This is a genomic window from Tardiphaga sp. OK246, from assembly GCF_900188215.1.
Classification (GTDB): Bacteria; Pseudomonadota; Alphaproteobacteria; order Rhizobiales; family Xanthobacteraceae; genus Tardiphaga; species Tardiphaga robiniae.
In genome coordinates, this window is record NZ_FZOX01000001.1 from 49776 (window position 1) to 72949 (window position 23174).

A 23174-nucleotide genomic window follows, 5' to 3' on the forward strand; every position below is an offset into this window, starting at 1 on the left:
AGGAATTGTGACAACTCAAGTCCACGAACTCTTACTCGGTCCAGCGAGCAGGCACGAAATCCTGGAGAAACCCAGGTCCGATACCCGACGACTCATAAAATGGGGAGCCTTCCTTTTAGCAATTCAATTCGGCGGATTCGGCCTTTGGGCTACGTTCGTCCCGCTGCGCAGCGCCGTCATCGCTCCCGGTATCATAAAGGTCCAATCCAAGCGGAAGGCGGTGCAACATTTCGACGGTGGGATATTGAAGACCATCTATGTCCGCGAGAATGAGCAAGTCGAGGCCGGTCAGGTCGTTGCAAAACTCGATACGACTCAAATTGAGGGAAGCCTTGGCGTATTAGAGACAAAATTGTTTGCTGATCTCTCGTTGGATGCACGGTTACTCGCTGAACAAATGCAGTCCGCTGCTATTTCATTTCCTGACGAATTACGGAATTCTCCTCGCCCCGAAGCAAAGACGGCAATTCAGACCCAGGAGACGGAGTTCGCGACGCGATCAAGTGCATTGACCGGCGAGCGGCAATTGATCGATCAGCAGACCCGACAACTCATGGAAACGGTCCGTGGCCTCGAAAACAGCAGGACAAGCCTGCAAGAGCAACTTCAGTTTCTTCAGGAAGAAATACGAGATACAGCATCGCTATTGGAAAAAGGGCTCGCACGAAAGCCACGCGTACTTGCGTTGAAGAGGGCGGAATCGGACATGCAGGCCCAACTCACACGCAATCTGACCCAGCAAGCAGAAACACGCGGGAAAATCGCAGAACTCGTCGATCGTGGAAAACAGCTGGGTCTCAACCAAAGTCAGGATATCGCAAAACAGAGTCACGCAACGCGAGAATCGATCGGCGATCTCAGACATCGGATTGGCGCATTGCGTGAACAACTGGCGCGGACTGATTTACGCGCACCGGAGTCGGGACGGGTTGTTCGCCTCAACAGCAGGGAATTGAACACTGTGTTAGCGCCTCGAGAGACACTCATGGAAATCGTGCCCATCGAGGATCGCCTCGTCATCGAGGCATCCCTGCGGCCGCAGGATCGCGAGGAAGTCATGGCGGGGCAGAACGCTCGTATCCGCATCATTGCCCTCAACGTTCGCCGCCGACCCATTCTGGAAGGCCAGGTGATTGCTGTCGCGGCGGATGCGTTCACTGACACGAAGAGCGGCGTCACATCCTACACGGCAGAAATTGATTTGCAGCGATCACCGGAGGTCGAACCTCATCTCACGACTTTGAAGCCCGGCCTTCCGGTCGAAGTCTTTGTTGAAACAGGCATAAGAACATTTGCGGAGTACTTAATTCAGCCGCTGCGCTTACGCGTCCACCGTGCCTTCCGGGAGAGTTGACGCCTTGGCGGAATATTAAACACACAAATTCTTCGGGAGGCATTTATGCAGCAAGGACACCAACAGGAAAACAACCGCTCTGACACCATCGGCTCACTGGCCTTCAGGCTTCGAGCGACTCCGGCGAATCCATTGCCCCGCCCCAGCCGCAACTCCAGTGCGCCGCAAAACCTGTGGTTTGCGCGATCCTTAGCCCGACTACTCGAATGCAAACGCTGCTACGCTGCGTTCTTGTCTCCAGAAGGAGAGCTACTTGATCAGACTTCAGTTGGATTACCCGCGCCCAGTCCCGCATCGGAAGCGTTGGCGAGATCCATCTCGGAGACTTTCAACGGAGACGGCAATTTCATATATCAGTCGTCTACGTCGCCAAACGGGTTTGCACGCCCGCTGATCGAAACGCGCAAGGTCTACGGGTACCACTCGGTCATTGGACGCGTAGGTGCGCTCTCTGGGGATACTGCCATCTTTATTGCGGGATGGCGGCAGATGCAGATTCCTGATGCAGAATTTGCTATCGCTAGGCGCGCGATCGAACTCCTATGGGATGCGGTCGCTGATCTGGCAAAGACCACTCTGCTGTCTCATCAAATGTGGCTGGATGACATTGAGTCGCCCGCCCTGACCATTGACGAAAATATGGTCGTTCGGAGCATGAACAGCGGGTTTCGGCGACTTGCCGGCGAAGGTGTCATCATTCTCGATCGTGGCACACTCTCGGGATCGACCCCCCTCATCACCACCCAGCTCAGGGACGCTGTTCGAGCCGCTATCATTCCAGATCCAAACCAAAAGAACGTCGGATCGACCGTACTCATCTCGCAAGAGGAGCAGCGATTTTTGTTTGCTGTGATCGGTTCCATCCCTGGAAATACCGACCCCAATCTTGCTTTCATCTACGTTCCTCAATTCAATGAGGAGACCGGTGCGCAGCGCATTGCTCTCGCGTTTGGCTTGAGTTGGGTGGAGGCGCGGATTGTTCGCTGTATTCTCCGCGGGCGCTGTCCACGCGCCATTGGATTGGAACTTGGTTTCACAGAAGAAACCGTACGGACTTACATCAAGCGCGTCATGCTGAAAGTTGGAATCAACCGCCAATCGGAATTGTTCGTCCTGCATAGTCGAACGTTCTCACCGTTCAAGTTGCGACAGCCCGAGCCACCCTACATCACCACATCTTCATCCACGTGAGATCGTGTAGGTCCCCCGGCATCCAGACGTGATCAGATGGTGCATCGGCCACAAATTGGGATATTTTTAGTGCTACCCCTCACTGTAGGAATATCGCACGCGGCGGCTGCTGGAGATTTGATCATACCGCTATCGTGCGACATTGGTCGCACGTGCTTCATCCAGAATTATGTAGACATCGACGATAGTTCCTCGGCTAAGGACTACATGTGCGGGACATTGACCTATGACGGCCATAACGGCGTCGATTTTCGATTAACGTCACATGGCGGACGGCAGAAGCCGGTTCACGTCGTCGTAGCCGCCGATGGCACAGTGCTGCGAACTCGCGATGGCCTTGCGGACAGCCCTGTGAAACGCGACAGGCGCGATGCAGCCAAAGGAAATGAATGCGGCAATGGCGTTGTTGTCAGACATTCCGGCGATCGCGAAACCCAATACTGCCATATGGCCAAAGACAGCATCTTGGTAAAACCCGGAGATACAGTCCGCGCTGGCCAGGTTATCGGTACCGTCGGCATGTCAGGGCTAACCGAGTATCCGCATCTGCACTTTATTGTGCGGCGAGAAGGGAAGGTCATCGATCCCTTTGGAATCAGCTCGATACCTGGCGCTTGCGACAATCATACTGAAAGTGAATGGACGGATGATGCTCGGGTTCGTCTGGCCTATTCACCGCGTGCAGTCTTGAACTTCGGATTCGCCACCGAAGCAGTCACGAACGATATGATCGAGGTTGACGCTGTCTCTCAGCGCAAGCCAACTACGAAATCTGAAGCCCTCGTCGTTTATGTTCGGACAATTGGCTTGAAGACGGGCGACGATCAGTCACTGACGCTGCGCGATCCAGACGGCAGGATCATCGCCGAGAAGGGTCCAGTTGCAGTTACGCAAAATCAGGCCCAGACGATTCTCTTCATCGGAAAAAAGCGGTCCACCGAATCTTGGCTAGGTGGAGTATATTCCGCCACATATATCGTCGGGCGTAACGGCGCGCCGATGCTGAACCAGGTATTTCGTCACGATCTGCGTTAGCAATTACGGGACGTTTGGTACGATCAAGCAGATCGCCATCATAGCTTTTAATCAAATGCTCTCGCGACACGCGACGTGTTGGACGGCAGCGCACCGTTCGTCGCCATGTCGCACGTCCCATGCGGTGCGTTCGTCCAAACGAGCTCGAACGGGTACGTGACCGTGAATGCGCAGGGCGAACTCGCACAGCTAATTTAATTGAAAACGTCGCGTGGAGCGACTGATGCGCGAGGCAAGGATCGCATAGATCCGGGAAGGAAGGATCGAATCCACGACAGGATTCGATCGGGTTTCAGCGTTTCGCTCATCGTGATGGAGCAACGCTATCCATGCGGGCGCGGATCATGGCATGTCGAGCTGAATTCAGAAATTCAACCGGCTTTTATCCTCTTGATTTCAGTCTCAGGACATTGCTCTCAAGGAACAGACCGACATTACCGCGCGTTCGCATCCAGACACGGCAGGGCGTCAAGAGCCGCCTTCAGCCCGACGCCGCTGACACCGACTTTCAACATGTCGGCCACCAACGATACGACCAGATCGGCGGCATCCACAATGGCAAGGCCGCCATCCCGGACGTTGGAGATGCAGTTTCGCTTCGAATCCGGCATGCCGATTTTGGGCGCACGGGTCAGGTAGATTCCGAGACTGTCGGCCCCCGAAAGGCCGGGACGTTCGCCTATGACCATGACTGACACCTTCGCGCCAATGATCGCCGCAATGGGATCTCCGATGGCGACGCGCGCCTGCGATGCCAGAACGATAGGCGCAATGGAAAGCTGCCGGGCCGACAGCCGTGCGACGATCGCCCTCGTCAGCGGCACTGCGTTGATGTCGATCGCGCTGGCGGAAAGGCCGTCGGCGAGGATGATCGCGACATCGCAGCCCGACGTCATGCTTGCGAGCCGCTCTGCAACCTCGGCGGAGAGAGTTCGGCCGAGATCGGGGCGACGGATAGGTGGCACGATCGCCCGCCTTGCTGGCGACCTCGATGATACCCAGCCCGAGCTCATTCAGGTCGGCTTCGACCGAAGCTCAATCGACATTGGACCACACGGCCTGCCGTGCACGCGCGTGATCGAGCAGAAACGACTGTGCCGCGCGCGTCGGCATGCCCGCTCCGAATCTGCCGAGAAGTACCCGTGCGTCCGTCATCTGCCGCAGATCGCGTGGCAGTGGGGATGTACGTTCTGGCTCCTTCGTCATTTCAGATCTCGAGTAACCTGGAGTTCGCCATGTAGTCGGTCAACCGGGTTGGCGCGTCGAGCAGGCGACCCGCCTCATCGGTCAAGCCGACCTCAACGAGCCACGCTCGAACTCCGGCGCCGGCGGACGATTCAAGGTTTCCCGGCAGTAAACGGCGTCGTGATGCGCGAGCGATTGATAGTTCAGCGTCACGTCGTCGGCACCAGGCACCGTAATGACGAAATTGACATTTGCGGCGCAGAGCAGTGTGAGCAGCACATCCATATCTTCCTGGTCCGCATCCGCATGATTGGTGTAGCAGACGTCGACGCCCATCGGCAGGCCCTGCAGCTTGCCGCAGAAATGATCCTCGAGCCCGGCGCGGATGATCTGCTTGCTATTGAAGAGATATTCCGGGCCGATGAAGCCGACAACCGTGTTGACGAGCAGTGGATCGAACTCGCGCGCGACCGCATAGGCACGTACCTCCATCGTTTGCTGATCGACACCGAAATGCGCGTCGGCCGACAGCGCCGCGCCCTGCCCCGTCTCGAAATACATCAGGTTGGCGTCCGCCGGACCGCGTTTGAGGGCGCGAACCGCCTCATGGGCTTCGCGCAACAGTGACAGACTCACGCCGAAGCCGTCATTTGCCTTCTGCGAGCCGGCCACCGATTGGAACACGAGATCCACCGGCGCCTTCGCGGCCATTGCCTTCATTGCCGTCGTCACGTGGCCAAGGCAGCAGGTCTGTGTCGGAATTGCCAGGCGCGTACGCAATTCGTCCAGCAACGCGACGATGCGGACATAGTCGTCCACGGTGTCGGTGGCCGGATTAACCCCGATCACGGCATCGCCGGATCCCATCAACAGCCCGTCGAGCGCCGATGCAGCGATGCCGCAGGAGTCGTCGACAGGATGGTTGGGCTGATTGCGCGTGGACAGCCGCCCTTTCAACCCGATTGTCGAGCTATCGAGGTCGAACCGCAATCACGACCCAACGTGTTGTTCGAGGCAGGTTTGGCGCTGGCCCATCCCGAGAAAACACTCATCGTGCAGGTGGGTGAGGTCAGGAAGCTGAGCGACATCGACGGGATGCACATTGTACGCCTTTCAAGCGATTCAAAGTCTCGCAAGGAGCTTGCTCAGAGGCTTAAGAAGAAGCTGAAGTTCAAAGTTGGAACCACCGGCACCTCTTGGCTCACAGAGGGCAACTTTGACCGTTGACGGCGTTAAGGCAGCAGCCAGCACGGCAATCGGTACAATCCGCCGGACGCGGTTATTAGAATTCCGCATGGGCTGAGATCACGGAAACGCAGGTTCGCTTCCGCTGCACACCCCTCAAGGAGCCAACGACCTTCATCACCTTGCCGAAGCCACAGGAGCCGCTCTGGACGTAGACCACGGCGAAGGGGTTCAGGGTGAGCGGCTCACGGGCAAGGATAGGTTGAGCCGAAGCCTGCCCGGCAAACAGCAATGCGATACCGAAAATGACCGTACGCATAACGCAACCCCATCACCCAATAACCGCATACAATTCGGATCTTGAGATTTAGTTGCGCCAACAGCAAGCCTATCGATCGGCGAGCAGGACATTCCGGAAGAGCCGGCGCATGAACTCTTCGCTGTAAATCGCATGAGTACCGTCCGAATTCATTCAGAAGTTGCCGGGCAGATTAGATGGCGGCATCTGATCGCGATAATGCGCGAGAACCTGAAGCCGAATAGCCGACGACAGGTTTCCCTGATCCCTGTTGCGATCGATCTCGCTTGCTAGATCCGACAGCGTGATACTGCGCGCACCGGCGATTTCCTTCATACCGCTCCAAAACGCTTCTTCCAAACTGACGCTCGTCTTATGACCGCCAATGACAATGGATCTCTTGGCTACCGGAGACTTCATACGATTGCTTCCTGGCTTCCCCACTCAATGGTAGATTACAGATAACCGTTGCTCAGGACCATCGCAGACAGATGGCATTTATCAAGCCACGCTTTAGGAGCTGACAATGGTCGCGCATGGGCGACCGCGATCGCCAATTTCTAATTACCTTTCTCGGAATGCCCGGTTCATCTGGTCAGTAAACGGCTTCACCAAATACGACGCTGCTGTTCGCTCTTTCGTGGAGATGAAGACCTCGGCAGGCATTCCGGGAACGAGCCTCATATCCTTGATCTTCGACATGGCGTCATTCGTGAGCTGAAGATAGGCCATGTAATACTCTTGCCCGTTTGACAGGTCCTTCACGGATGCCGGCGATACCATAGCGACGCGCGCTGTAAGTTCAGGCGTGGTTGTACGGTTAAACGAAGTCAATCGCACCCGGGCACTCTGCCCTTCTCTGACCTGATCAATATCGGTAGGAGAGATCTTCACCTCGAACTTCAGCTCGACACCTTCAGGCACGATGGTGGCAATGCGCGCGGCAGGCGTGATGACCCCTCCAATGGTGAACACGAAGAGCTCATTTACGTATCCTGTGATCGGCGAACGAATCTCGGTACGTGATAGTCGGTCCTCAATGGCGAGCTTGCGTTCGTTCAACTCAGATATTCGGGCATCAATTAATCTCAGATCACGTTGCGCCTCGGTGCTGGCGTTCTGATCGACGGCAATAATCTGTACGCGAATTTCGCTAGTCCGGACCTTCGCACGGGCGATACTGGAGATGATTTCACCGTGTTCGCCGCGAATTCGCGCCCAATCCCGGTGAACCGAATAGACGCGGGTGTATTCGACGATCTGCTTGGCAAAAAGATCATTGAGCTTGTCACGCTCGACGCCCACGAGCTTGATCTCTTCCTCCTTAGCTGTCAGACGCGCTTCCATTCCGTTAATTTCTTCGCCAGTTTGAGCAATGCTCAGCTCAAGCTGCTCCTTCTGGCTATCTCGACCAAGCTTGTTGCCTGCAAACAAGCGCCGTTCTCCCTGAATCACCGTATCAACTGAGGTCGAGATTGCTGGAAGTTCGGCAGGGAATTCAATGGACGGCAAGTTATCACGCTCAGCGATCAATCGCGCCTGACGCCCAAGGGACTCGCCAAGCTGCGACCGCACGATCAGGAGTTCGGCCCTAATCTGCACATCATCAAGCGTCGCGAGAATCTGCCCCTGCTTGACGAAATCACCGTGCCGGACGGCGAGAGTTTTTACGATACCTCCATCCCTATGCTGAACTTCTTTTAGGTTCTGGTCGACTTTCGCCACACCCGACGCGACAACGGCCCCCTCCAGCATTGCCAACGCGGCCCATCCCCCGCAGCCGGCCACTAATAGTAGAACGAGTGTAAGACCCCCCACGACACGCGGCCATATACGAAAGGAACTGCCGCGAACAGGCTTCGGCGCAACAACTTCTGCCTCAAACTGTCTGGCGTCAAAATGTTTCATTATCCAAGGTCCTGCCTGCTTTAGCTTATGGCAACGGTGAACTGGAGCTGGTGATGGCCGGCGACTTCGATGGAGAAAAAGTCGTTTGAATCTGGTCGGTCATGCACATCCACCACTGTAAATTCACCTTCATCCAGATGTTCAAACCGAAAGCGAACCGGTCGGTTATCCTGATTACCCTGCAGATAGATGTCGTCGAACATATCTGCGATCTGCTGCCCGGCGTCCGCTTCTTGCAAGTAGGCGATTTCGTATGTCGCCGCAAAAATGCGATCGCCCACCGTGAAGTCGGTGATCTTGCGGATCAGGAGTGGCTCATGGTCGTCATCGCTGCGTTGAAACTCAAAACGATCCCTGCCCGAGCCGCCGGTCATGGAAACCGATCCCGCACCGGCAATCAGGCGATCGTCCCCCCCTCCACCAATGATCTTTTCAAACGAATTGATCAGGTCGTGACCAATGTCCTGACCGTCCGCGCGTCCATTCGCAAGGTCGATGGTGACGCTGAGGGTCGCGGTGGCATAAGACAGTGTATCTGAGCCGTCGCCTCCATCGTATTGATCACTCGCAGCATCCGCGGTCGCCAAGACGCGATCATCGCCCTCCCCGGTCTGTACGACGTCCTGGCCCGCACCATCCGCGACGACATCGTCACCGATTCCTCCGATCAATCTGTCGTTGCCCGCCGCCCCATCCATTGACAGCGACGACACTGCGGCGATGATCGTGTCACCGCCGCTTCCGCCAATCACGGCTTCAAATCGCGAGATTGTGTCGCTTCCGATATCCGCGCCGCTCGCTACATTATTTGCGACGTCAACCACAACTCCCGATCTCGCGGTCGAATAATCTAAAGTATCAATGCCCGCCCCGCCATCGTAGCTGTCTGCTTCACCGTCTGCGGCCGCAATCAGATAGTCATCACCCGCGCCGCCATCAACGGTGTCGCGACCGACGCCGTCGGAAAGTGTATCGTTACCATCACCACCAGCGATGAGGTCGTTGCCGGCACCGGCAATCACAATGTCCGCGCCATCGCCGCCATCGAGATTATCGTCGCCATCTCCACCGTCGAGTGTGTCGTTGCCTCCATCGCCCCTAGCAAGGTCCTCGCCCGCACCGGCAAGAATGATATCATTCCCGGCGCCACCGAACAGCACATCATTGCCGTGTTCACCCATCAAGTTGTCGTCGCCGCCTTCGCCGTAGATCCGATCGTTTCCTGCCCCGCCGAAGACGATGTCATTACCGGCCCCTGCATACACAACATCATTTCCTGCTTCGGCATAGACGACATCATTGCCAGCCCCTGCGATGATGTGGTCGTCACCCCCCCCCCCGATAATGACATCATTGCCTTCGCGCGCATCTATATTGTCATTGCCGTCGCCAGCGTTGATGGTATCAACGCATTGCGTGCCAAGAAGATTGTCGTCCCCGCTGGTTCCGACAATCGGTGGCGCCGCCACGACATTAAAAAAGGCAACTTGAGATACAACAACGAAGCCGTCAGTGATGAAATAAGTCAGCTTGACCGGCCCGAGCATTCCCTCATCATGAACAAACGACCAATCGCCGTCGGCGCTTTGGCTCACGTTCCCGGAGTTCGCAGACAAGCCGACAACACGAAGACTGTCGCCGTCAGCATCGGTAGCGCCTGCCAGAAGAGCTAGCATTGAAATCAAGAACGCCTGGCAACCATATATGTCCTGAAGATATACTGGACCGTTGATGCGCGGCGCCCTGTTCCGCGCCGTCTCTGGATTCGCGCCTCCGGAATTTGGAATGTCGATCGCTGGTGAACGCGGTCCTTGCGGCTGCGATGCGCTCGATCCTCTGTTGTCTCCATCTCCGCCGCCGCCGCCGCCGCCTCCGCCAATTCGCCCGGTGTCACCCTGCCCTGCTGGCCGGTTATCCTTCGGACGCTCCGGATCGATCGCTGATCCGGAACTTAAGTAGACAACAGGTGGCCGTTCCAACCCATTCCTATGCGTGACGGAGCTGTTCTGTACGCCTTCTTCCGATTTAGGCAGGACCGGAGCATCGGATTTTGACGATCCTCGCGTCCGTTCCGTGCCGCCAGTTACGTCTTCTTCTGATTCTGATTCGCCTTCGGCGCGCTGTTCGTTGCCACCTCCGTCTTCGCTGCTCTCTTTGTTCGGCTGTTCGTGCTTTTGCTCCTCACGCGCTTCGACTCGAATCGGTAGAAAGCTGCGCAGATAGGCTACGCAACTAGCCAAGAGTAAAAGAAAGACAACCGGAACAAGCTTTCCCTTGTGGTTGTCACTTTCGACAAAATCATCGCGGCTCTGTTTCGCCGGTCCGCATGCCTGCTTGGTGGCCCTGGCTGTAATCATGCTGGCCTCCTGACCATTGTTTGTTGATCTTCTGTAACCGGCTTGGCAGCTCCCTGCAGACCCGGCGTCATAATGTCGTGCTTATTGCCGAAGGCGACCATCCGGCCATTCTGTACGATGGCGACGAGGTCCACCGCCACCAGCGCGCTCGGCCGATGCGCGATGACGATCGTGATCCCGCCGCGTTCGCGAATACCCTCGATCGCTCGCGTGAGTGCTTCTTCGCCTTCGCCATCGAGGTTCGAATTCGGCTCGTCCATGACGACGATAAAGGGGTTGCCATAGAGGGCGCGTGCCAACGCGACCCGCTGTCGTTGACCGGCGGACAAAGCGGCGCTTTGCGGACCCAGTTGGGTCCGATATCCCGACGGCATCTTTACGATCATCTCGTGAACGCCAGCCGCTTTCGCGGCGTCGACAACCTTGCGAAAGTCCGGCTGCGGCTCGAAGCGACAGATGTTCTCTTCGATTGTTGCTTCCATCAAGCTAACTTCTTGTGGCAGGTAGCCGATGTGCTGGCCAATCTCGTCCTCGCGCCATTGGTTAAGATCGGCCCCGTCGAGCCTCACACTTCCACGCAGCACCGGCCATATGCCGGTCAGTGCACGCACCATGGTGGTCTTACCGCCCGCACTGGGGCCGATGATTCCAAGCGCCTGCCCCGCCTCGATCTCGAAGTTGATATCGCTCAAGATAATTTGGCCTGATCCCGGGGCAGCAATGGTCGCCTTATCCACCGTTAGACGCATGCTCGGGGCTGGCAGTTGCATTGGCTGGTCCGCCGCAGCAAGAGCGATCACCGTATCGCGTAGCCGCGCATAGGCCATGCGCGCTGCGATAAACGACTTCCAATTTCCGATCGCGAGATCGACTGGCGCGAGCGCGCGCGAAGAGGCTACCGAACATGCAATGATCGCACCGGCGGACAATTCATTCTTGATTGTTAAATATGCACCAAGGCCAAGCAGCGCCGATTGCAGGATCATGCGGAAGACCCGAGAGACAGCTGCAAACGTACCTGTGATATCGTTGGCCTTGGTCTGCAATTCCAGATGCTCGCCGTTTGCCTCGTTGAAACGACCCACAGCTCGCCCGGCAAAGCCCATGGCCTTCAGAACGTCGGCATTGCGCGCATTGCAGTCGGCAATCGTGTTTCGCGCGAGCGCCGCCTTGCGTGTTGACACGCTGAGACGTTTTGTCAGCACTTCGCTGACAACCGTCATAACCGTCAGAAAGAGCGCGCCCGCGATCGTCAACGCACCAAGCAGCGGATGAAGGAAATAGATGAATGCGAGATAGATCGGCATCCAGGGTAGATCGAACAGTGCTGCCGGTCCCTGACTACCCAGGAAACCACGAACCGTATCGACATCGCGACCACGCTCAAGAGCCTCCGATGTCGAAAAGCCAAAACGCGGCATATCGATCGCGACCCGGTGCGCCAGTGGCGCAATCTTCTTGTCCATCCGGGCACCGACACGAACAAGCACCTGGGACCGGATGACGTCGAAGCAGCCCTGAAACAGATACAGCCCCACAGCCAGACCTGAGAGCACGACCAGCGTCGGTATGCTTCCGCTGGTCAAGGCACGGTCATAGATCTGCATCATATATAGCGAGCCAGTCAGAGCCAGAACGTTGATCAGCCCGGATACGATGAACAAGAAAATAACGATTCCGCGCAAGCCGCGCGTGAGTTCTGCAAGGCTCCTGCGTTTTGCGGGAGTGAGTTCTTTTGATTTTACCATTGTGATGCCGCCTAGATTTCAAACTCAAGAGGACGAGTTTGGGAGCAGTGGATCAACGATCCACCGCTCCCAATCTTGCAGACTAGAGCCCGACGTTGGCTGCCGTCAGCTGCTGATGCCCGGCGATTTCGATCTTGAAATCGGCATCCGTGTTTCCATCGATGTTACCCTGCACGATTGTGAAGTCACCGTCGTCTCGTGACACGAAGCTGACAGCCAGTTGGCCCGCGGCACTGAACGCGGCACCATCGATCAGCTCGAAAGCCTGATCGCCGGTTGCAGTCATATTGGCATCGATGCCGGTGAGGTCGATTCGGTCGCCCGGCTGGAATCCGAGGATGGTGTCGCCGTTAGTTGCCGACGTGGACGTGAACGTGAACGTGTCATTACCTAGACCGCCGTTCATCACATTGACGGCATTACTCGCAATGATGACGTCGTTTCCGGAGCCGGTCGTAACGTTCTCAATGCCCCAGATCGTGTCGTTGCCGGTCTGCGAACTCGATACGCTTCCATTGGCAAAGGCGGCCGGGCCGGAGCCCAGATTGACGGTGATATTGGCGGTGATCGCCGACATATTGAGGGCATCTACCCCCGTCCCACCTTCACTATCGTCACCGAAATAGACATCGTCGCCGTCGCCCAGCTCCGCCACGATCAGGTCGTCGCCGGCACCGCCGAACACCGTGTCTGCTCCGGCGCCGCCATTGATCAAATCGTTTCCTGCTTCACCTAGGATACGGTCTGCTCCAGATTCGCCGTAGATAATATCGGCCTGATTACCCCCGAACACCTGATCGTCGCTGTCGCCGGCGAAGATCACATCGCGGCCGTCGCCGCCGTTGACGAAGTCGGCGCCGCCGCCCGCCGAAATCGCATCGGCTCCAGCATTGCCGATCACGACGTCATCACCGTCGAACGCAATGATGTTGTCGTCGCTCGCCGTTCCGACCAGCACGTCCATCTGCGGCGTTCCGGTTCGGACTGCGCCGATCGATGGGACAGCATTCCCGGCTTCCTCGTTGCCTGCGTCATCGCCACCACAATCGTCGTCGCGGTTGCCGGAACCCACGTGAGGGCCGGCGCCGGCTGCGACGTAGCTGATGCTGTGGGCACCGTTAGTTAGGGTCGTTACGCCGTTGGTGAAAGTCTCATCGTAGTCGGCGGCCGTCGTACCTGCAGGCAGTTCGATCACATCCTGCGGACGCAGAGTTCCAATGATGGTGTCGTGGCCCCCATTGGAGCGGAACACGATGCGATGCGCCGAACTCAAGGCGGTGATATCCACGGTGTCGTCGCCGACATTGCCGTCGATGGTGATGGTGCTGAAGTTGAGGCTGGTGTTCGGCAGGTTGAAGTCGCCGATCACCGTGATCGTGTCGCCGCTCGAAGCACCGCCGTTCAGGCCGCCGCCGTCATTGGCGGTGACGTTGGTGGTGTTGATCTGGATTTCCTCGATGTTGTCGAGTTCGGCAATGACCGAGGCATTGTTGGTGCCGTTGCGTGTGATCACGATTTCGGTGCCAGCAGCGAGCGAGGAAAGGTTATTTCCCGCCACAGCACCCCATGCCGCCCTTGTATAGATACGGAAGGCTTCGGCAGCGGCAACACCAGTGAGCACGTAGGTGTCCGAGGATGTATCCCGGCCGGCGGTTATCGCGGTCGTGCCACCATCGATGATATCGCGGCCGTCGGTGCTGAGCTGGGTGATCGTGTCGGCGCCTGAACCGCCACGGATCGCATCGTTGGCCGCTCCGCCGTTGATGGCATCGTTGCCCCCACCGCCTTCGATGGTATCGGTACCGCCAAGACCCAACAGGGTATTGGCATTGCCGTCGCCGGTGATCGTATCGTTACCGGCGCCGCCGGTGACGTTTTCGATGCCCGACACGAACGAGAAGCCCGATGCCGCGCCGTTGTTGAGATCCACCGTGACGGGACCCGCTGACGTATAGATCAGGGTATCGGTGCCACCGGCCAGGTCGGCCGTAACCGATTCAACGCCGGCAATGGTGCCGCCCTCGAATAGGGTAAGCGCCGTGCCGTTGAAGGTCACGTCGAGCGTCTCACCACCGCCAGTCCCGGTGATTTCCAGCGCGTCGATATCAGTGCCGCCGTCCACGGTGTCGGTGTCGTCGCCGAATGTGTAGCGGATGGTATCGTTGCCGGCACCGCCGTTGACGATATCGTTGCCGTCGCCACCGGTCAGGGTGTCGTTGCCGATGCCGCCGTTCAGCGTGTCGGTGCCGTCCTGGCCGAGCAGGGTGTCATTGCCACCGTTGCCGTTCAGGGTGTCGTTGCCGGTTTGGCCGAATATCGTATCGTTGCCGATATTGCCGCTCAGGGTGTCGTTGCCAGCAGCGCCGCCATAGATGATGTGATCGTTCGTAAGCGTTATGGCGATCGTATCGTTGGCGTTCGATCCGGTTCTGATCGTGAAGGTCTCGACACGGGTCAACCCGGTGTCGTCCGTCACACGGACATTGAGCGTGTAAGTGGCGTTCGTGCCCATTGTGCCGCCGGTGCGCGCCACCGTGCCGCCGTTGCTCACCGTAAAGCCCGCGCTGCTCCCGGCCAGCAGGGCGTAGGTGAAGGTACCTGCACCATTGGGATCGACTGCGCTCAGGGTTGCAATCGTGCCGTTCCCGGGGAGCGCTGTGTTGCCCGGCGTGACACCGTTCCACTGGATGTCGGTGGGCGGACGCGGCACGTCGATTTCCACATCGGAGAAGCGCAGGCGCTCCATGTTGCGCAGGATATCGATGCCATCCAGACCGCCGGGTGTGAACCCACCTGCCCCATCCGGAACCAGATGCTCCACCCGGATACTGCCATCCGCATTACCCGTGATCGTGTAGTTCGCCCGGATATCGGAGAAGACCGCGGTGTCGGTATCGCCAATTCCAGTGGCCGACACGATGTCGCGGACGATCTTGAGCTGGCCGGGATTGACCGTGCCGGATAGAACCGAAGAAACCAGCGTCGTCATCGAGTCATGGTAGCTCAGGACTGTGTTGCCGGTCGGACCATTGGCGTCGAAGCTGGACATGACCGCGATGCGGACCCTCAGCCACTTGTCGCCATCGAGGATGTCGTCGCCGCCACGGCCTTCGATGAGGTCGCTGCCGGCACCGCCGAGGAGGATGTTGCCCCCGACAAAGCTGCCCTGGGCATCGAACGAGGCTGCCCCGGTGCCAACTAGCAGCTGCTGCAGACCCTGGATAAGGGCTATGCCCTCGGCATCCAGGGCACTGCCGCGGAAGCCTTCGGTCGGCACATCCGCGGCGGTGACGTCGGTACCGCGGATCACGTCATCCTTGGTCGAGCCCGAAGCACCTTCCACCTGGGTGAATGTATCCAGTGCCACATTGGCTGGAAGGACCGGGACGCCGGGAAGTATCTGCCGGGCGAGATCGACATCCACGGCGAAGTTCATGTCGCCGTAGGTCGTCCAGTCGTAGCCGGACATGCCGTCGAACTTGCCGCGGCCGAGGCTGCCGAACCAGATATCGTCGCCGCCTTCGCCGATGAACTCGTCGAAGCCGCCATCGCCATGGAACACGTCGTGACCCTTGACCGCGTCGGCCTGGAACTGATCGTCGAAGTTATCGCCGACCGCACCGGTCCAGGCGCCGACTTCGATCCAGTCGTCGCCTTCGCCACCAAGTGTCTGCTCGGTGGTCTTGCTGCCTAGCACGAAGTCGTTGCCGACCCCGCCAAAAGCCTCGTCAAGCATATCGGCACCCAGAACGATGAAGTCCTGTCCCGCGTCGCCGACGATTAAATCGACGCCGGCGCCAGCATTGATCGCATCGTGCCCTGCGCCGGACCGGATGATGTCGTCGCCGAACAGATCGGTGATGATGTCGTCGCCGTCGCCGCCGAAGTAGGAGTCGTTTCCGGCGCCGCCTTCGAGCCGATCATTGCCGCCGTCAGCATAGAGCGTATCGTCGCCTTCGCTGCCGATCAGGATGTCGTTGCCATTGGTGCCACCGAGCAGAACGTGTTCAATGCCGGTATATTTCAGGTAGTTGGTATCGGCACCTGGGGTGGCGGGATTGTTGCGGATCACCAGCGGCGTCAGGATGCTGCCGCCGGTCGGATCGTTACCGAGGTTGTCGGCGGATTCGTCGATCGCGGTGTTCGGATCATCCAGCAAGATGCCGTTCAGGCCGGCAGTTTCACCGAGGCCGGGATTCCATTGTTTGGTCCGGTCGATTTCCAGAATAAGGCCGGGCGTCGAGAAGACGTCGGAGGGCAAATGGCCCGCGTCGGCGTTGAGGCTGATAATTTTGGCGAAGGTGTTGTTTTCCATTTCCGACAGGAAATGCATGCCATCCAGGCGCTGCAGATAATAGAACCGGTCGCCATCCTGCAGTTGCTCGAGCTGTACTTCAAACACAAAGTTGAAAGTCGAGCCAAGCATGCCGCCAAACGGCAGGATCTTTTCGGCAAGACCACCAATCCACAGGTCGATGTTGTCGAGGCCGGTGATCGTGACGCCGTTGGGCAAGCTGGCCCACGCGCCGGTGCCGTTCAAGAAATCCTCCGCGTCAGACGGCACGCCGATCGTGCGGGCTTCGTTCACCGCAGTCGCCGGGTTATCGAGGATAGACTGTGGCGTGCCAAAGATGATGGCCATCGCCGCGGCGCGCTTACCTTCAATCGTTGCCTCGCCAGTAATCGAGCTGTGCAGGCCATAGGCGGCCATGAAGTTAATGACCGAGGCTTCATTCTTGAGATTGCCGGCAAACTCCACCCAGCTATCGTAGGGCTTGAGTTCTGGGGCGTGCGAACTTGCCTCGAAGAACTCGCGGCGAGCCGCATTTAGCGAAGGAACGCCTGCATCCCGGCCGCGCGCGAGATTGATGGTGGCCAGATCGAGCGGCAGCCCCAAGAGATTGTTGCGCAGTGCACTGGTGACGAACTCGTCGATTTCATTGCCAACCTGGCGCGTCATTCCGCGGATGATATCGCCAGCGGCGATGTTGTCGGCGACGGTGTGGCCCGTGTCGAACTCGATCGGGTTGAGAAAGCCTTCGATCAGGCTGATCTGATCATTGGTGAACGAGGCATCCAGCCGGTCGATCTGCTCAGTCAGCATGGAGTGGCCGAAGCGGTAAACCACATGGGCGAACTCAGCCACGATGGCCGGGTTGATGTCCGCGTGATACCCATCAGGAACCACGAAGAAGTCGATATTGGGTTGGATCTTGCGGGCAAAATCCTCGAACACCGTATGCTGATATTGCATTTCGGTGCCGAACTTGGCTGCCTGGAACAAGCGCTCGCCGTCCCAGGTCAAGGTATCGGCATAGGCTGCAAGGGCGGCCGGGTTCGTCGGGATGGCGTTGACCTGCGCTTGCGTCAGATCGATGTCCAGCCACTCGTTGATAAAGGCCATGTCTTTGCTGGCGAGCACGATTTCCTTGGTGTGCTCAACCAGACGGTTGTGCTCGGAATGGAAAATGTGATGCACGGCAGTCAGCCCGATATTCTCGTTGACGCGGCCGTCGCCGGCGATGAAGTGCGCATCGAGCAGTTCGTTGTCATAGACCGCCGGATTGTTGCCGGGGTTCAGCAGGCCGATTTCGATGTCGCCGTCCGCAATTCCATTTGGGACCGCGTCATGGGCAATATCTGCCAGGAATGCCGCATTGATGCGGATTGCGCTGGCGAGGCCGACCGGGGCGGCAAAGGTGCCGGAGATGACGATGTCATCGGCAGTATTGGGAACGCCATCGGCGCCGACGCCGGTGATTATCTGGGCGAAACCGGCGGTATTGGGGATGAAGTTGCCGTAGGCGTCGGTGCGGAGGAGTGGCACAGCGCCAACATCCTGGTCGGTTAGGAGGATGCCAAGCATCTTGGCCTGTTCCTTCACCTCGCCCCAAGTGGCCATGCCGCCCGGCTCGGCGCCGCCGCCTTCAATGAGATTACCAGTAGCGTGTGGCTTGCCATCGACGCCCATCGCGTACTGCCGCAGAAAAACCTGATGCGAAGCGTGCGAGGTATAGGTCTGATTTTGGTCAACGAAGGGCGTTGTGGTGTTGACCGGGCGAGTGTCGTCGGCCGTTCCCATGATGCCATCGGCACCGGGGCCAACCGTAGCGCGTGTCAGCACCATGAAATTGGTCGGGCTGCCCGCCACATAAAGCGGGTCATCCGGCTGCAGTGGAACGAACACGGTGCCACTGCCGCCCTTGTTCACGAGATCAAGGCCGTGATCGAAGAACTGGCCGAACAGGGTGAACCAAGAATTGAACGGGGCCGACAGGCCCGCGTCAGGTGCAACGTTGGTGACCATGACGTTATCGCCATCCATGGCGATGCCGAACGGCTCGAGCGCCGCATCGCGAACGATGCTCGCGGCTTCGAGATTGGCAACAGCGACATCGTGCGCGGCAGTCGCCGCTGCCAGCACATCTATTGCATTCTGCTCGGCGGGAGTCGGAGGCGTGGCCGGATTGCCATCGCTGAGGGCGTTTGCCGCTGCTTTGGCATTATCCATAACAACCCGCGACTGGTATTCCGCATTGGAGACCGGCTTGTAAACCGCGTAAATGGCCTGCACGAGGGCCACGTTGATGAGGTCCGCGGCCACGAGGCCGCCAACCTGCAAACCCTTGATGATGGCCGCCGGATTGCCCAGGGTCTGGTCGACGATCAAGTTGGAGATCGTGCGCAGGCTGGAGTCGAAGACCATCGAGCCAGGATTGTTGGAGGGATTATAATTGGTCGGCACTGGGGGGCCAAAGCCGGGCGGGACGTTTTGGGCCGGCCGAAACACCGGATCGAGCAATTCGGGGAATGGCAAATCGGCCGCGCCCCAATGTTCCTGGCCCGGCAACAGGTTGTTGTATGAGCCGTCGACGGTGCGAAGCCCAAGGCTCAGCGTATAGGCGGGAACCGAGCCAATCTGACCGGCATCGCCTACACCGTAGAGCGGGGCAGCGTTCGGATCATTCGGGTTGGCAACATAGGCGGCGTGCTTTTCGGCGATCTTGATCTGCTCTAGAATGAATTCCAGATCGCTCTTGATATAATTGGCCATAATGCTCTCCCTATGTAAGTCGTTTTACCCTTAAGCCCGTCTGCGACTATTCCGCCCGACAGTTTTCGATGTTTGAACGGAGGTCACAACAAGCTGGTGGTCATGGCTGGCCCCTCTGGCATCAGATCTCACGCTAGGGCCGGCCTATTCGCTTGCTCAGGGGATAAGGTCCGAGCGGGACCCGGACTGAAGACCAATCACGGTCGGACCTTGGTCTGACGACCTTTGTGTCGGTTGCGAGACAACATTCAATGATCATTGTGTCCAGGAACGCGTTCTGGATCAGTGCATCCGTCATCCAATGATCCGTATTTGGATTTGTATCGGGCCAACCGTCGCCGAGTTAGCTTTAGGTGGAATAGCTCGCGGTCCAACGGAAGGATAAGATGCGACGGCCCCAATCCTGATGCGTTCGCTTAGTGATCGCTTTTAGAAGACTTTGACGAATCCGACTTTATCCGCCACTACCCGTCGATTTTCTTATTCCGACTATCAAACAGTTAAATGCGATTTCAGTGATTCGATTAATTAAAGCGGAACCCCGAAATGATCTGGCACCGACTCGATATCGGTCACAAATCAAACCTCTTTCGACAATTCTTCATTGCCGCCACGCTGACGATCGTCATTTCCATGACTTTGCTCGCGTATTTCATCTCGCGCCAGCTTGAGACGAGCATGATGGGAACGGCAGCAGAGGAAGGCGCGATTCTGGTCGACGTATTCCTTGGCCCCTCCCTCCAGGAGCTGGCAACGTCCTCGACGCTAACTTCAAACACGGCACTAACGCTGGACAATCTGCTTAAGACAACCATGGGTGAGCGCACCAAGGCGCTAAAGATCTGGTTACGAGATGGTACGTTGGCTTATGCAACCGACAAGCGGCTCATCGGGCAGAAGTTTCCATCTATCGAACGGGATGCGGCGTTTGCCGGTAACGCCTTTGGTGGATTTGCGGATACGGACGATGCGGAACATCAGACAGAACAGCAATTCGAACGACCGCTGATCGAGATCTACGCACCAATCTATGGGGCGGGAACTCGCGACATCATTGCTGTCGGAGAAGTATACAATAGTGGAGCGCGCTTTACCGCTGAACTGCGGACGATGAGGGTAACCACAGCCAGCATTGTCGGCGCCGTTACCGCACCCATGATGATCATACTGTTTGTGACGGTATGGCGCGCCAATGCCATTGTTTCCGGTCAGCGCCTCTCGCTTCAAAACCGATTTGACGAGGCTCAAGCACTTGCAACGCAGAATGATCAGCTCCGCCGCGGTTCCGAGGCCGTTAAACTCGCCGCCATGCACTCCAACGAACGCCTATTAGGAGAAATCGGACAAGATCTTCACGATGGTCCTATTCAACTCGCCAGCGTTTTGGCACTTAAATTGAGTGAACTTGCCGACACAAATCCGAACGCTACACGTGAATTGTTGCCGAACGTTACAGACCTAACTTCCAGTATCCTCAAAGAACTACGCGACATCTCAACCGGCCTCGTGTTGCCCGAGCTTGATGGGCTCACCTGCGCCGAGACAATTAAGCTCGCGGTTTGGCGCCATGAACGAAACACGGCGACCAAGGTGACATGCGAGATCGACCCATTATCTTTTCGTCCAGAACAATCCGTTCAAGTATGCGTGTTTCGTGTGGTTCAGGAATGCCTGAATAACGCATATGCGCATGGAGACGGCCAGGACCAACATGTGACAGTAGTGGAGGATGCATCGTCTGTGACGATCATTGTACGCAACAGCGGGATCAATGAATTCAGCACGAAACTTTCGTCTGGCAGAGGCGCGCGTCTCGGGCTGTTGGGCCTTCGTAGGAGAGTGATGGCGCTTGGCGGCAGCTTCTTCGTCGAACCGCAAGATGACCGTATGTCAGTGACCGTAACGCTTCCCATATCAAGAACGTCGACGTCCACAACCTTAAATAGCAACCTTTAATCAATAAAAGCTGAGCTTAACGCTAAGTTAAGTTCCACATTTACAACACCTCTAAAGCGTGCGCAGTTTATCTCATTGGTCATGCAAACTGCATGCGTATTTGTACATATTAGTCTTACTTGATTTGAAATTCCTCAGCGTTTTGCGAGGCTTGTGATGAGTTTAATGTCCGTCGCTTTGGTGGATGATCATCCACTCATGATTGAGGCGATATCGTCGCTCCTTCTGCGGTCCGGTAGATTTGACGTCGTTGCTACAGGCGTGTGTGCGAATGACGTGGTCGACATTTGCACACGAAACACGCCGCAGGTCATCGTCGTCGACCTGAATATGCCAGGCGATATTTATACTGCAATGTCGGCAGCTATTTGCGCGTCGCCTTCGACAAAGGTTATAGCGTTCACCGCCGCGACGGGTGTCGATTCAGCAATACGCGCGCTCGACTCCGGCGCCACCGGCTATGTGTTGAAAGGCAGTAGCTCACGCGAGCTCATCGATGCCATCACATCTGCGCATTCCGGCGAAACCTACATCACACAACATTTTGCCAGCCGTGTCATCGCAGCGTTGCGAGATACGTCATTACGCCGTCGGGCTGCCGAAGCTGTGAAACTGAGCATTCGCGAGCAGCAAATCGTTCGACTCCTCCTTCATGGAAAAACGAACAAGGAAATCGCGCTGACAATCCGCATTAGCGAGAAGACGGTGAAACACTACATGACACTGCTGATGCAGAAGCTTCATGTTCGAAATCGCCTAGAAGTTGTCATTGCAGCCCAAAAGCTGGATGAGCGAGGCGCGGCAGCGATGCACTAGTGCGCAAGGCGCGATCAGTGCACGTGCCGCTTGTCGCCAATAGTGATTTCTTTGACATGGTGGCGCGGCTCAAGATCAGCTCCTGAAGCTTGCCGGCGGCCTCACGCTCCTTGGCGTCGATGTCAGCCTGTTTTGCGCCTGATCGGTCGAAGCCGGTGACGAACCGCGTCAATCCACCTCACCTATTTGGTGACTGGCCAAATGTGCTGAACCTTCTGCGCGATCTTTCACACCTATGGAAGCTGGGGATTTTGTGGGCCCAGTAATCAGACCAACGTCGCCGGGCGATCATATTCCGCTCAGGCGACGTTGTGCGTGCAGTCGCCCGCGTGACATGGTCGATTCTTTAAACGAGGTTTAGGTGGCTTCTTTTTCAGTATTGGTCTGGGGCGTGCCGTGTGAAGTCGTCACCGATCAGAAATCAAAAAGTGTTTGGATTGCCAGTGGCAGCTACGTCGGCACATCTCACAGCCTTAAAGGTCGAACCGAAGGTGCTGCCGTGATGCGCTGGACAGAGTGGGCGCGGTATAGGGGCGAAGGCCACTACTAGCACCCGCGACATATCCCGTTGAGCTTTGCGGTCGTTAAAGCGTCCTCTTTGGCGAATGGATTTGCTTTGTCGGTAACGGCGGGCATCGATTTCGTATTCGCCGGATACTCTTTATCGAAGCAAGCCAAACGAGCCTTTCCGTCCTTAATGGCGCTGCACTCAGATGCCGCTTGTGCGACTGAGCAAAAAGCCAGCGTAGCGGCAGCTACGATCACCAATTTCATCTTCGATCCTTTTTGAAGGGCTGCGCATGGCCGGCCGACAACACTTCGAACAATGCGCTGTCGCCTTTTTTTTGCGCTTCTGGGCGGGTGGGTTTGAGCCCGCTCATAATGATTTCTGCTTGGTCTAGTAGTTGCCATTCCCACTCGACTCCGTGAGCGCAGACTTGGACATCTAGAAGACGCGGTACTTTGGACATTGTCGCACAACGCGCTTACCGGACGCAAACGTCAATCTAATTCACGACGCACGCGTTGCACCAGAAACAGACATTCCGACGCCGCCAACTTCTCTCTTGCTTCGATGGTCATCAAT

The 23174-nt window shown here is 57.2% G+C and carries 15 protein-coding genes and 1 pseudogene; 7 read left to right on the top strand and 9 right to left on the bottom strand.

Going from position 1 to position 23174, the window contains the following annotated elements; translation table 11 throughout:
• The first annotated feature begins 7 nt into the window (after positions 1 to 7).
• The 3 genes from CHC01_RS00250 (at position 8) to CHC01_RS00260 (ending at position 3580) form a co-directional block, all read left to right on the top strand.
• Positions 8 to 1354 (top strand): HlyD family type I secretion periplasmic adaptor subunit, encoded by a 1347-nt coding sequence (locus CHC01_RS00250; protein WP_244558172.1) that lies wholly within the window; start codon positions 8 to 10, stop codon positions 1352 to 1354.
• Positions 1355 to 1399: 45 nt separating this feature from the next.
• Positions 1400 to 2545, top strand: a complete 1146-nt coding sequence (locus tag CHC01_RS00255; RefSeq protein ID WP_141137011.1) for a helix-turn-helix transcriptional regulator — start codon at positions 1400 to 1402, stop codon at positions 2543 to 2545.
• A gap of 69 nt (positions 2546 to 2614) precedes the next feature.
• On the top strand, positions 2615 to 3580 hold the full coding sequence (locus CHC01_RS00260) for a M23 family metallopeptidase (RefSeq protein ID WP_176454456.1): 966 nt from the start codon (positions 2615 to 2617) through the stop codon (positions 3578 to 3580).
• Between the two features lie 434 nt (positions 3581 to 4014).
• Here CHC01_RS00260 and CHC01_RS00265 read toward each other — a convergent pair whose 3' ends face one another.
• From CHC01_RS00265 to eutB, 3 genes and pseudogenes are all read right to left on the bottom strand, one after another.
• Positions 4015 to 4545, bottom strand: a complete 531-nt coding sequence (locus CHC01_RS00265; protein ID WP_349636601.1) for an ethanolamine ammonia-lyase light chain EutC — start codon at positions 4543 to 4545, stop codon at positions 4015 to 4017.
• Positions 4546 to 4615: 70 nt separating this feature from the next.
• Positions 4616 to 4786, bottom strand: a complete 171-nt coding sequence (locus CHC01_RS33375; RefSeq protein ID WP_349636602.1) for an ethanolamine ammonia-lyase light chain EutC — start codon at positions 4784 to 4786, stop codon at positions 4616 to 4618.
• Position 4787: 1 nt separating this feature from the next.
• Positions 4788 to 5734 (bottom strand): annotated as a pseudogene (gene eutB, locus CHC01_RS00270) (ethanolamine ammonia-lyase subunit EutB); the annotation flags it as partial.
• A 33-nt stretch (positions 5735 to 5767) separates the two neighbouring features.
• Here eutB and CHC01_RS00275 point away from each other — a divergent pair.
• The gene (locus tag CHC01_RS00275) at positions 5768 to 5992 is read left to right on the top strand and encodes a hypothetical protein (protein ID WP_244558173.1); all 225 of its coding nucleotides are present in this window, start codon (positions 5768 to 5770) and stop codon (positions 5990 to 5992) included.
• A gap of 55 nt (positions 5993 to 6047) precedes the next feature.
• Here CHC01_RS00275 and CHC01_RS00280 read toward each other — a convergent pair whose 3' ends face one another.
• The 6 genes from CHC01_RS00280 to CHC01_RS00305 form a co-directional block, all read right to left on the bottom strand.
• Positions 6048 to 6269: a DUF6719 family protein gene (locus CHC01_RS00280; protein WP_089261459.1), complete on the bottom strand. Its 222-nt coding sequence runs from the start codon at positions 6267 to 6269 to the stop codon at positions 6048 to 6050.
• Between the two features lie 153 nt (positions 6270 to 6422).
• A complete protein-coding gene (locus CHC01_RS00285; protein ID WP_089261461.1) occupies positions 6423 to 6668 on the bottom strand; it encodes a ribbon-helix-helix domain-containing protein in 246 nt (81 codons plus the stop codon).
• Positions 6669 to 6812: 144 nt separating this feature from the next.
• A complete protein-coding gene (locus CHC01_RS00290; protein ID WP_089261463.1) occupies positions 6813 to 8156 on the bottom strand; it encodes an HlyD family type I secretion periplasmic adaptor subunit in 1344 nt (447 codons plus the stop codon).
• A gap of 20 nt (positions 8157 to 8176) precedes the next feature.
• The gene (locus CHC01_RS00295) at positions 8177 to 10513 is read right to left on the bottom strand and encodes a calcium-binding protein (protein ID WP_089261465.1); all 2337 of its coding nucleotides are present in this window, start codon (positions 10511 to 10513) and stop codon (positions 8177 to 8179) included.
• Positions 10510 to 12261, bottom strand: a complete 1752-nt coding sequence (locus CHC01_RS00300; protein WP_089261467.1) for a type I secretion system permease/ATPase — start codon at positions 12259 to 12261, stop codon at positions 10510 to 10512. Before CHC01_RS00300 ends, CHC01_RS00295 begins: the two co-directional genes overlap by 4 nt.
• Positions 12262 to 12343: 82 nt before the next feature.
• Positions 12344 to 19315, bottom strand: a complete 6972-nt coding sequence (locus CHC01_RS00305) for a peroxidase family protein (RefSeq protein WP_089261469.1) — start codon at positions 19313 to 19315, stop codon at positions 12344 to 12346.
• Between the two features lie 546 nt (positions 19316 to 19861).
• On the opposite strand from CHC01_RS00305, the gene CHC01_RS00310 reads away from it, so the two are divergent.
• The 3 genes from CHC01_RS00310 (at position 19862) to CHC01_RS31755 (ending at position 22877) form a co-directional block, all read left to right on the top strand.
• Positions 19862 to 21271 (top strand): sensor histidine kinase, encoded by a 1410-nt coding sequence (locus CHC01_RS00310; protein ID WP_089261471.1) that lies wholly within the window; start codon positions 19862 to 19864, stop codon positions 21269 to 21271.
• Between the two features lie 165 nt (positions 21272 to 21436).
• On the top strand, positions 21437 to 22087 hold the full coding sequence (locus tag CHC01_RS00315; RefSeq protein ID WP_349636603.1) for a response regulator: 651 nt from the start codon (positions 21437 to 21439) through the stop codon (positions 22085 to 22087).
• A 568-nt stretch (positions 22088 to 22655) separates the two neighbouring features.
• Entirely contained in the window at positions 22656 to 22877 is a 222-nt protein-coding gene (locus CHC01_RS31755; RefSeq protein WP_141137012.1) for a hypothetical protein, read from the top strand.
• The last annotated feature ends 297 nt before the right edge of the window (positions 22878 to 23174 follow it).

Bases quoted from the DNA above. Each gene is read 5' to 3' on its own strand.
- CHC01_RS00255 (WP_141137011.1), top strand. From the start codon at position 1,400: ATGCAGCAAGGACACCAACAGGAAAACAACCGCTCTGACACCATCGGC.
- CHC01_RS33375 (WP_349636602.1), bottom strand. From the start codon at position 4,786: ATGACGAAGGAGCCAGAACGTACATCCCCACTGCCACGCGATCTGCGG.
- CHC01_RS00280 (WP_089261459.1), bottom strand. From the start codon at position 6,269: ATGCGTACGGTCATTTTCGGTATCGCATTGCTGTTTGCCGGGCAGGCT.
- CHC01_RS00285 (WP_089261461.1), bottom strand. From the start codon at position 6,668: ATGAAGTCTCCGGTAGCCAAGAGATCCATTGTCATTGGCGGTCATAAG.
- CHC01_RS00290 (WP_089261463.1), bottom strand. From the start codon at position 8,156: ATGAAACATTTTGACGCCAGACAGTTTGAGGCAGAAGTTGTTGCGCCG.
- CHC01_RS00295 (WP_089261465.1), bottom strand. From the start codon at position 10,513: ATGATTACAGCCAGGGCCACCAAGCAGGCATGCGGACCGGCGAAACAG.
- CHC01_RS00300 (WP_089261467.1), bottom strand. From the start codon at position 12,261: ATGGTAAAATCAAAAGAACTCACTCCCGCAAAACGCAGGAGCCTTGCA.
- CHC01_RS00305 (WP_089261469.1), bottom strand. From the start codon at position 19,315: ATGGCCAATTATATCAAGAGCGATCTGGAATTCATTCTAGAGCAGATC.
- CHC01_RS00310 (WP_089261471.1), top strand. From the start codon at position 19,862: ATGATCTGGCACCGACTCGATATCGGTCACAAATCAAACCTCTTTCGA.
- CHC01_RS00315 (WP_349636603.1), top strand. From the start codon at position 21,437: ATGTCCGTCGCTTTGGTGGATGATCATCCACTCATGATTGAGGCGATA.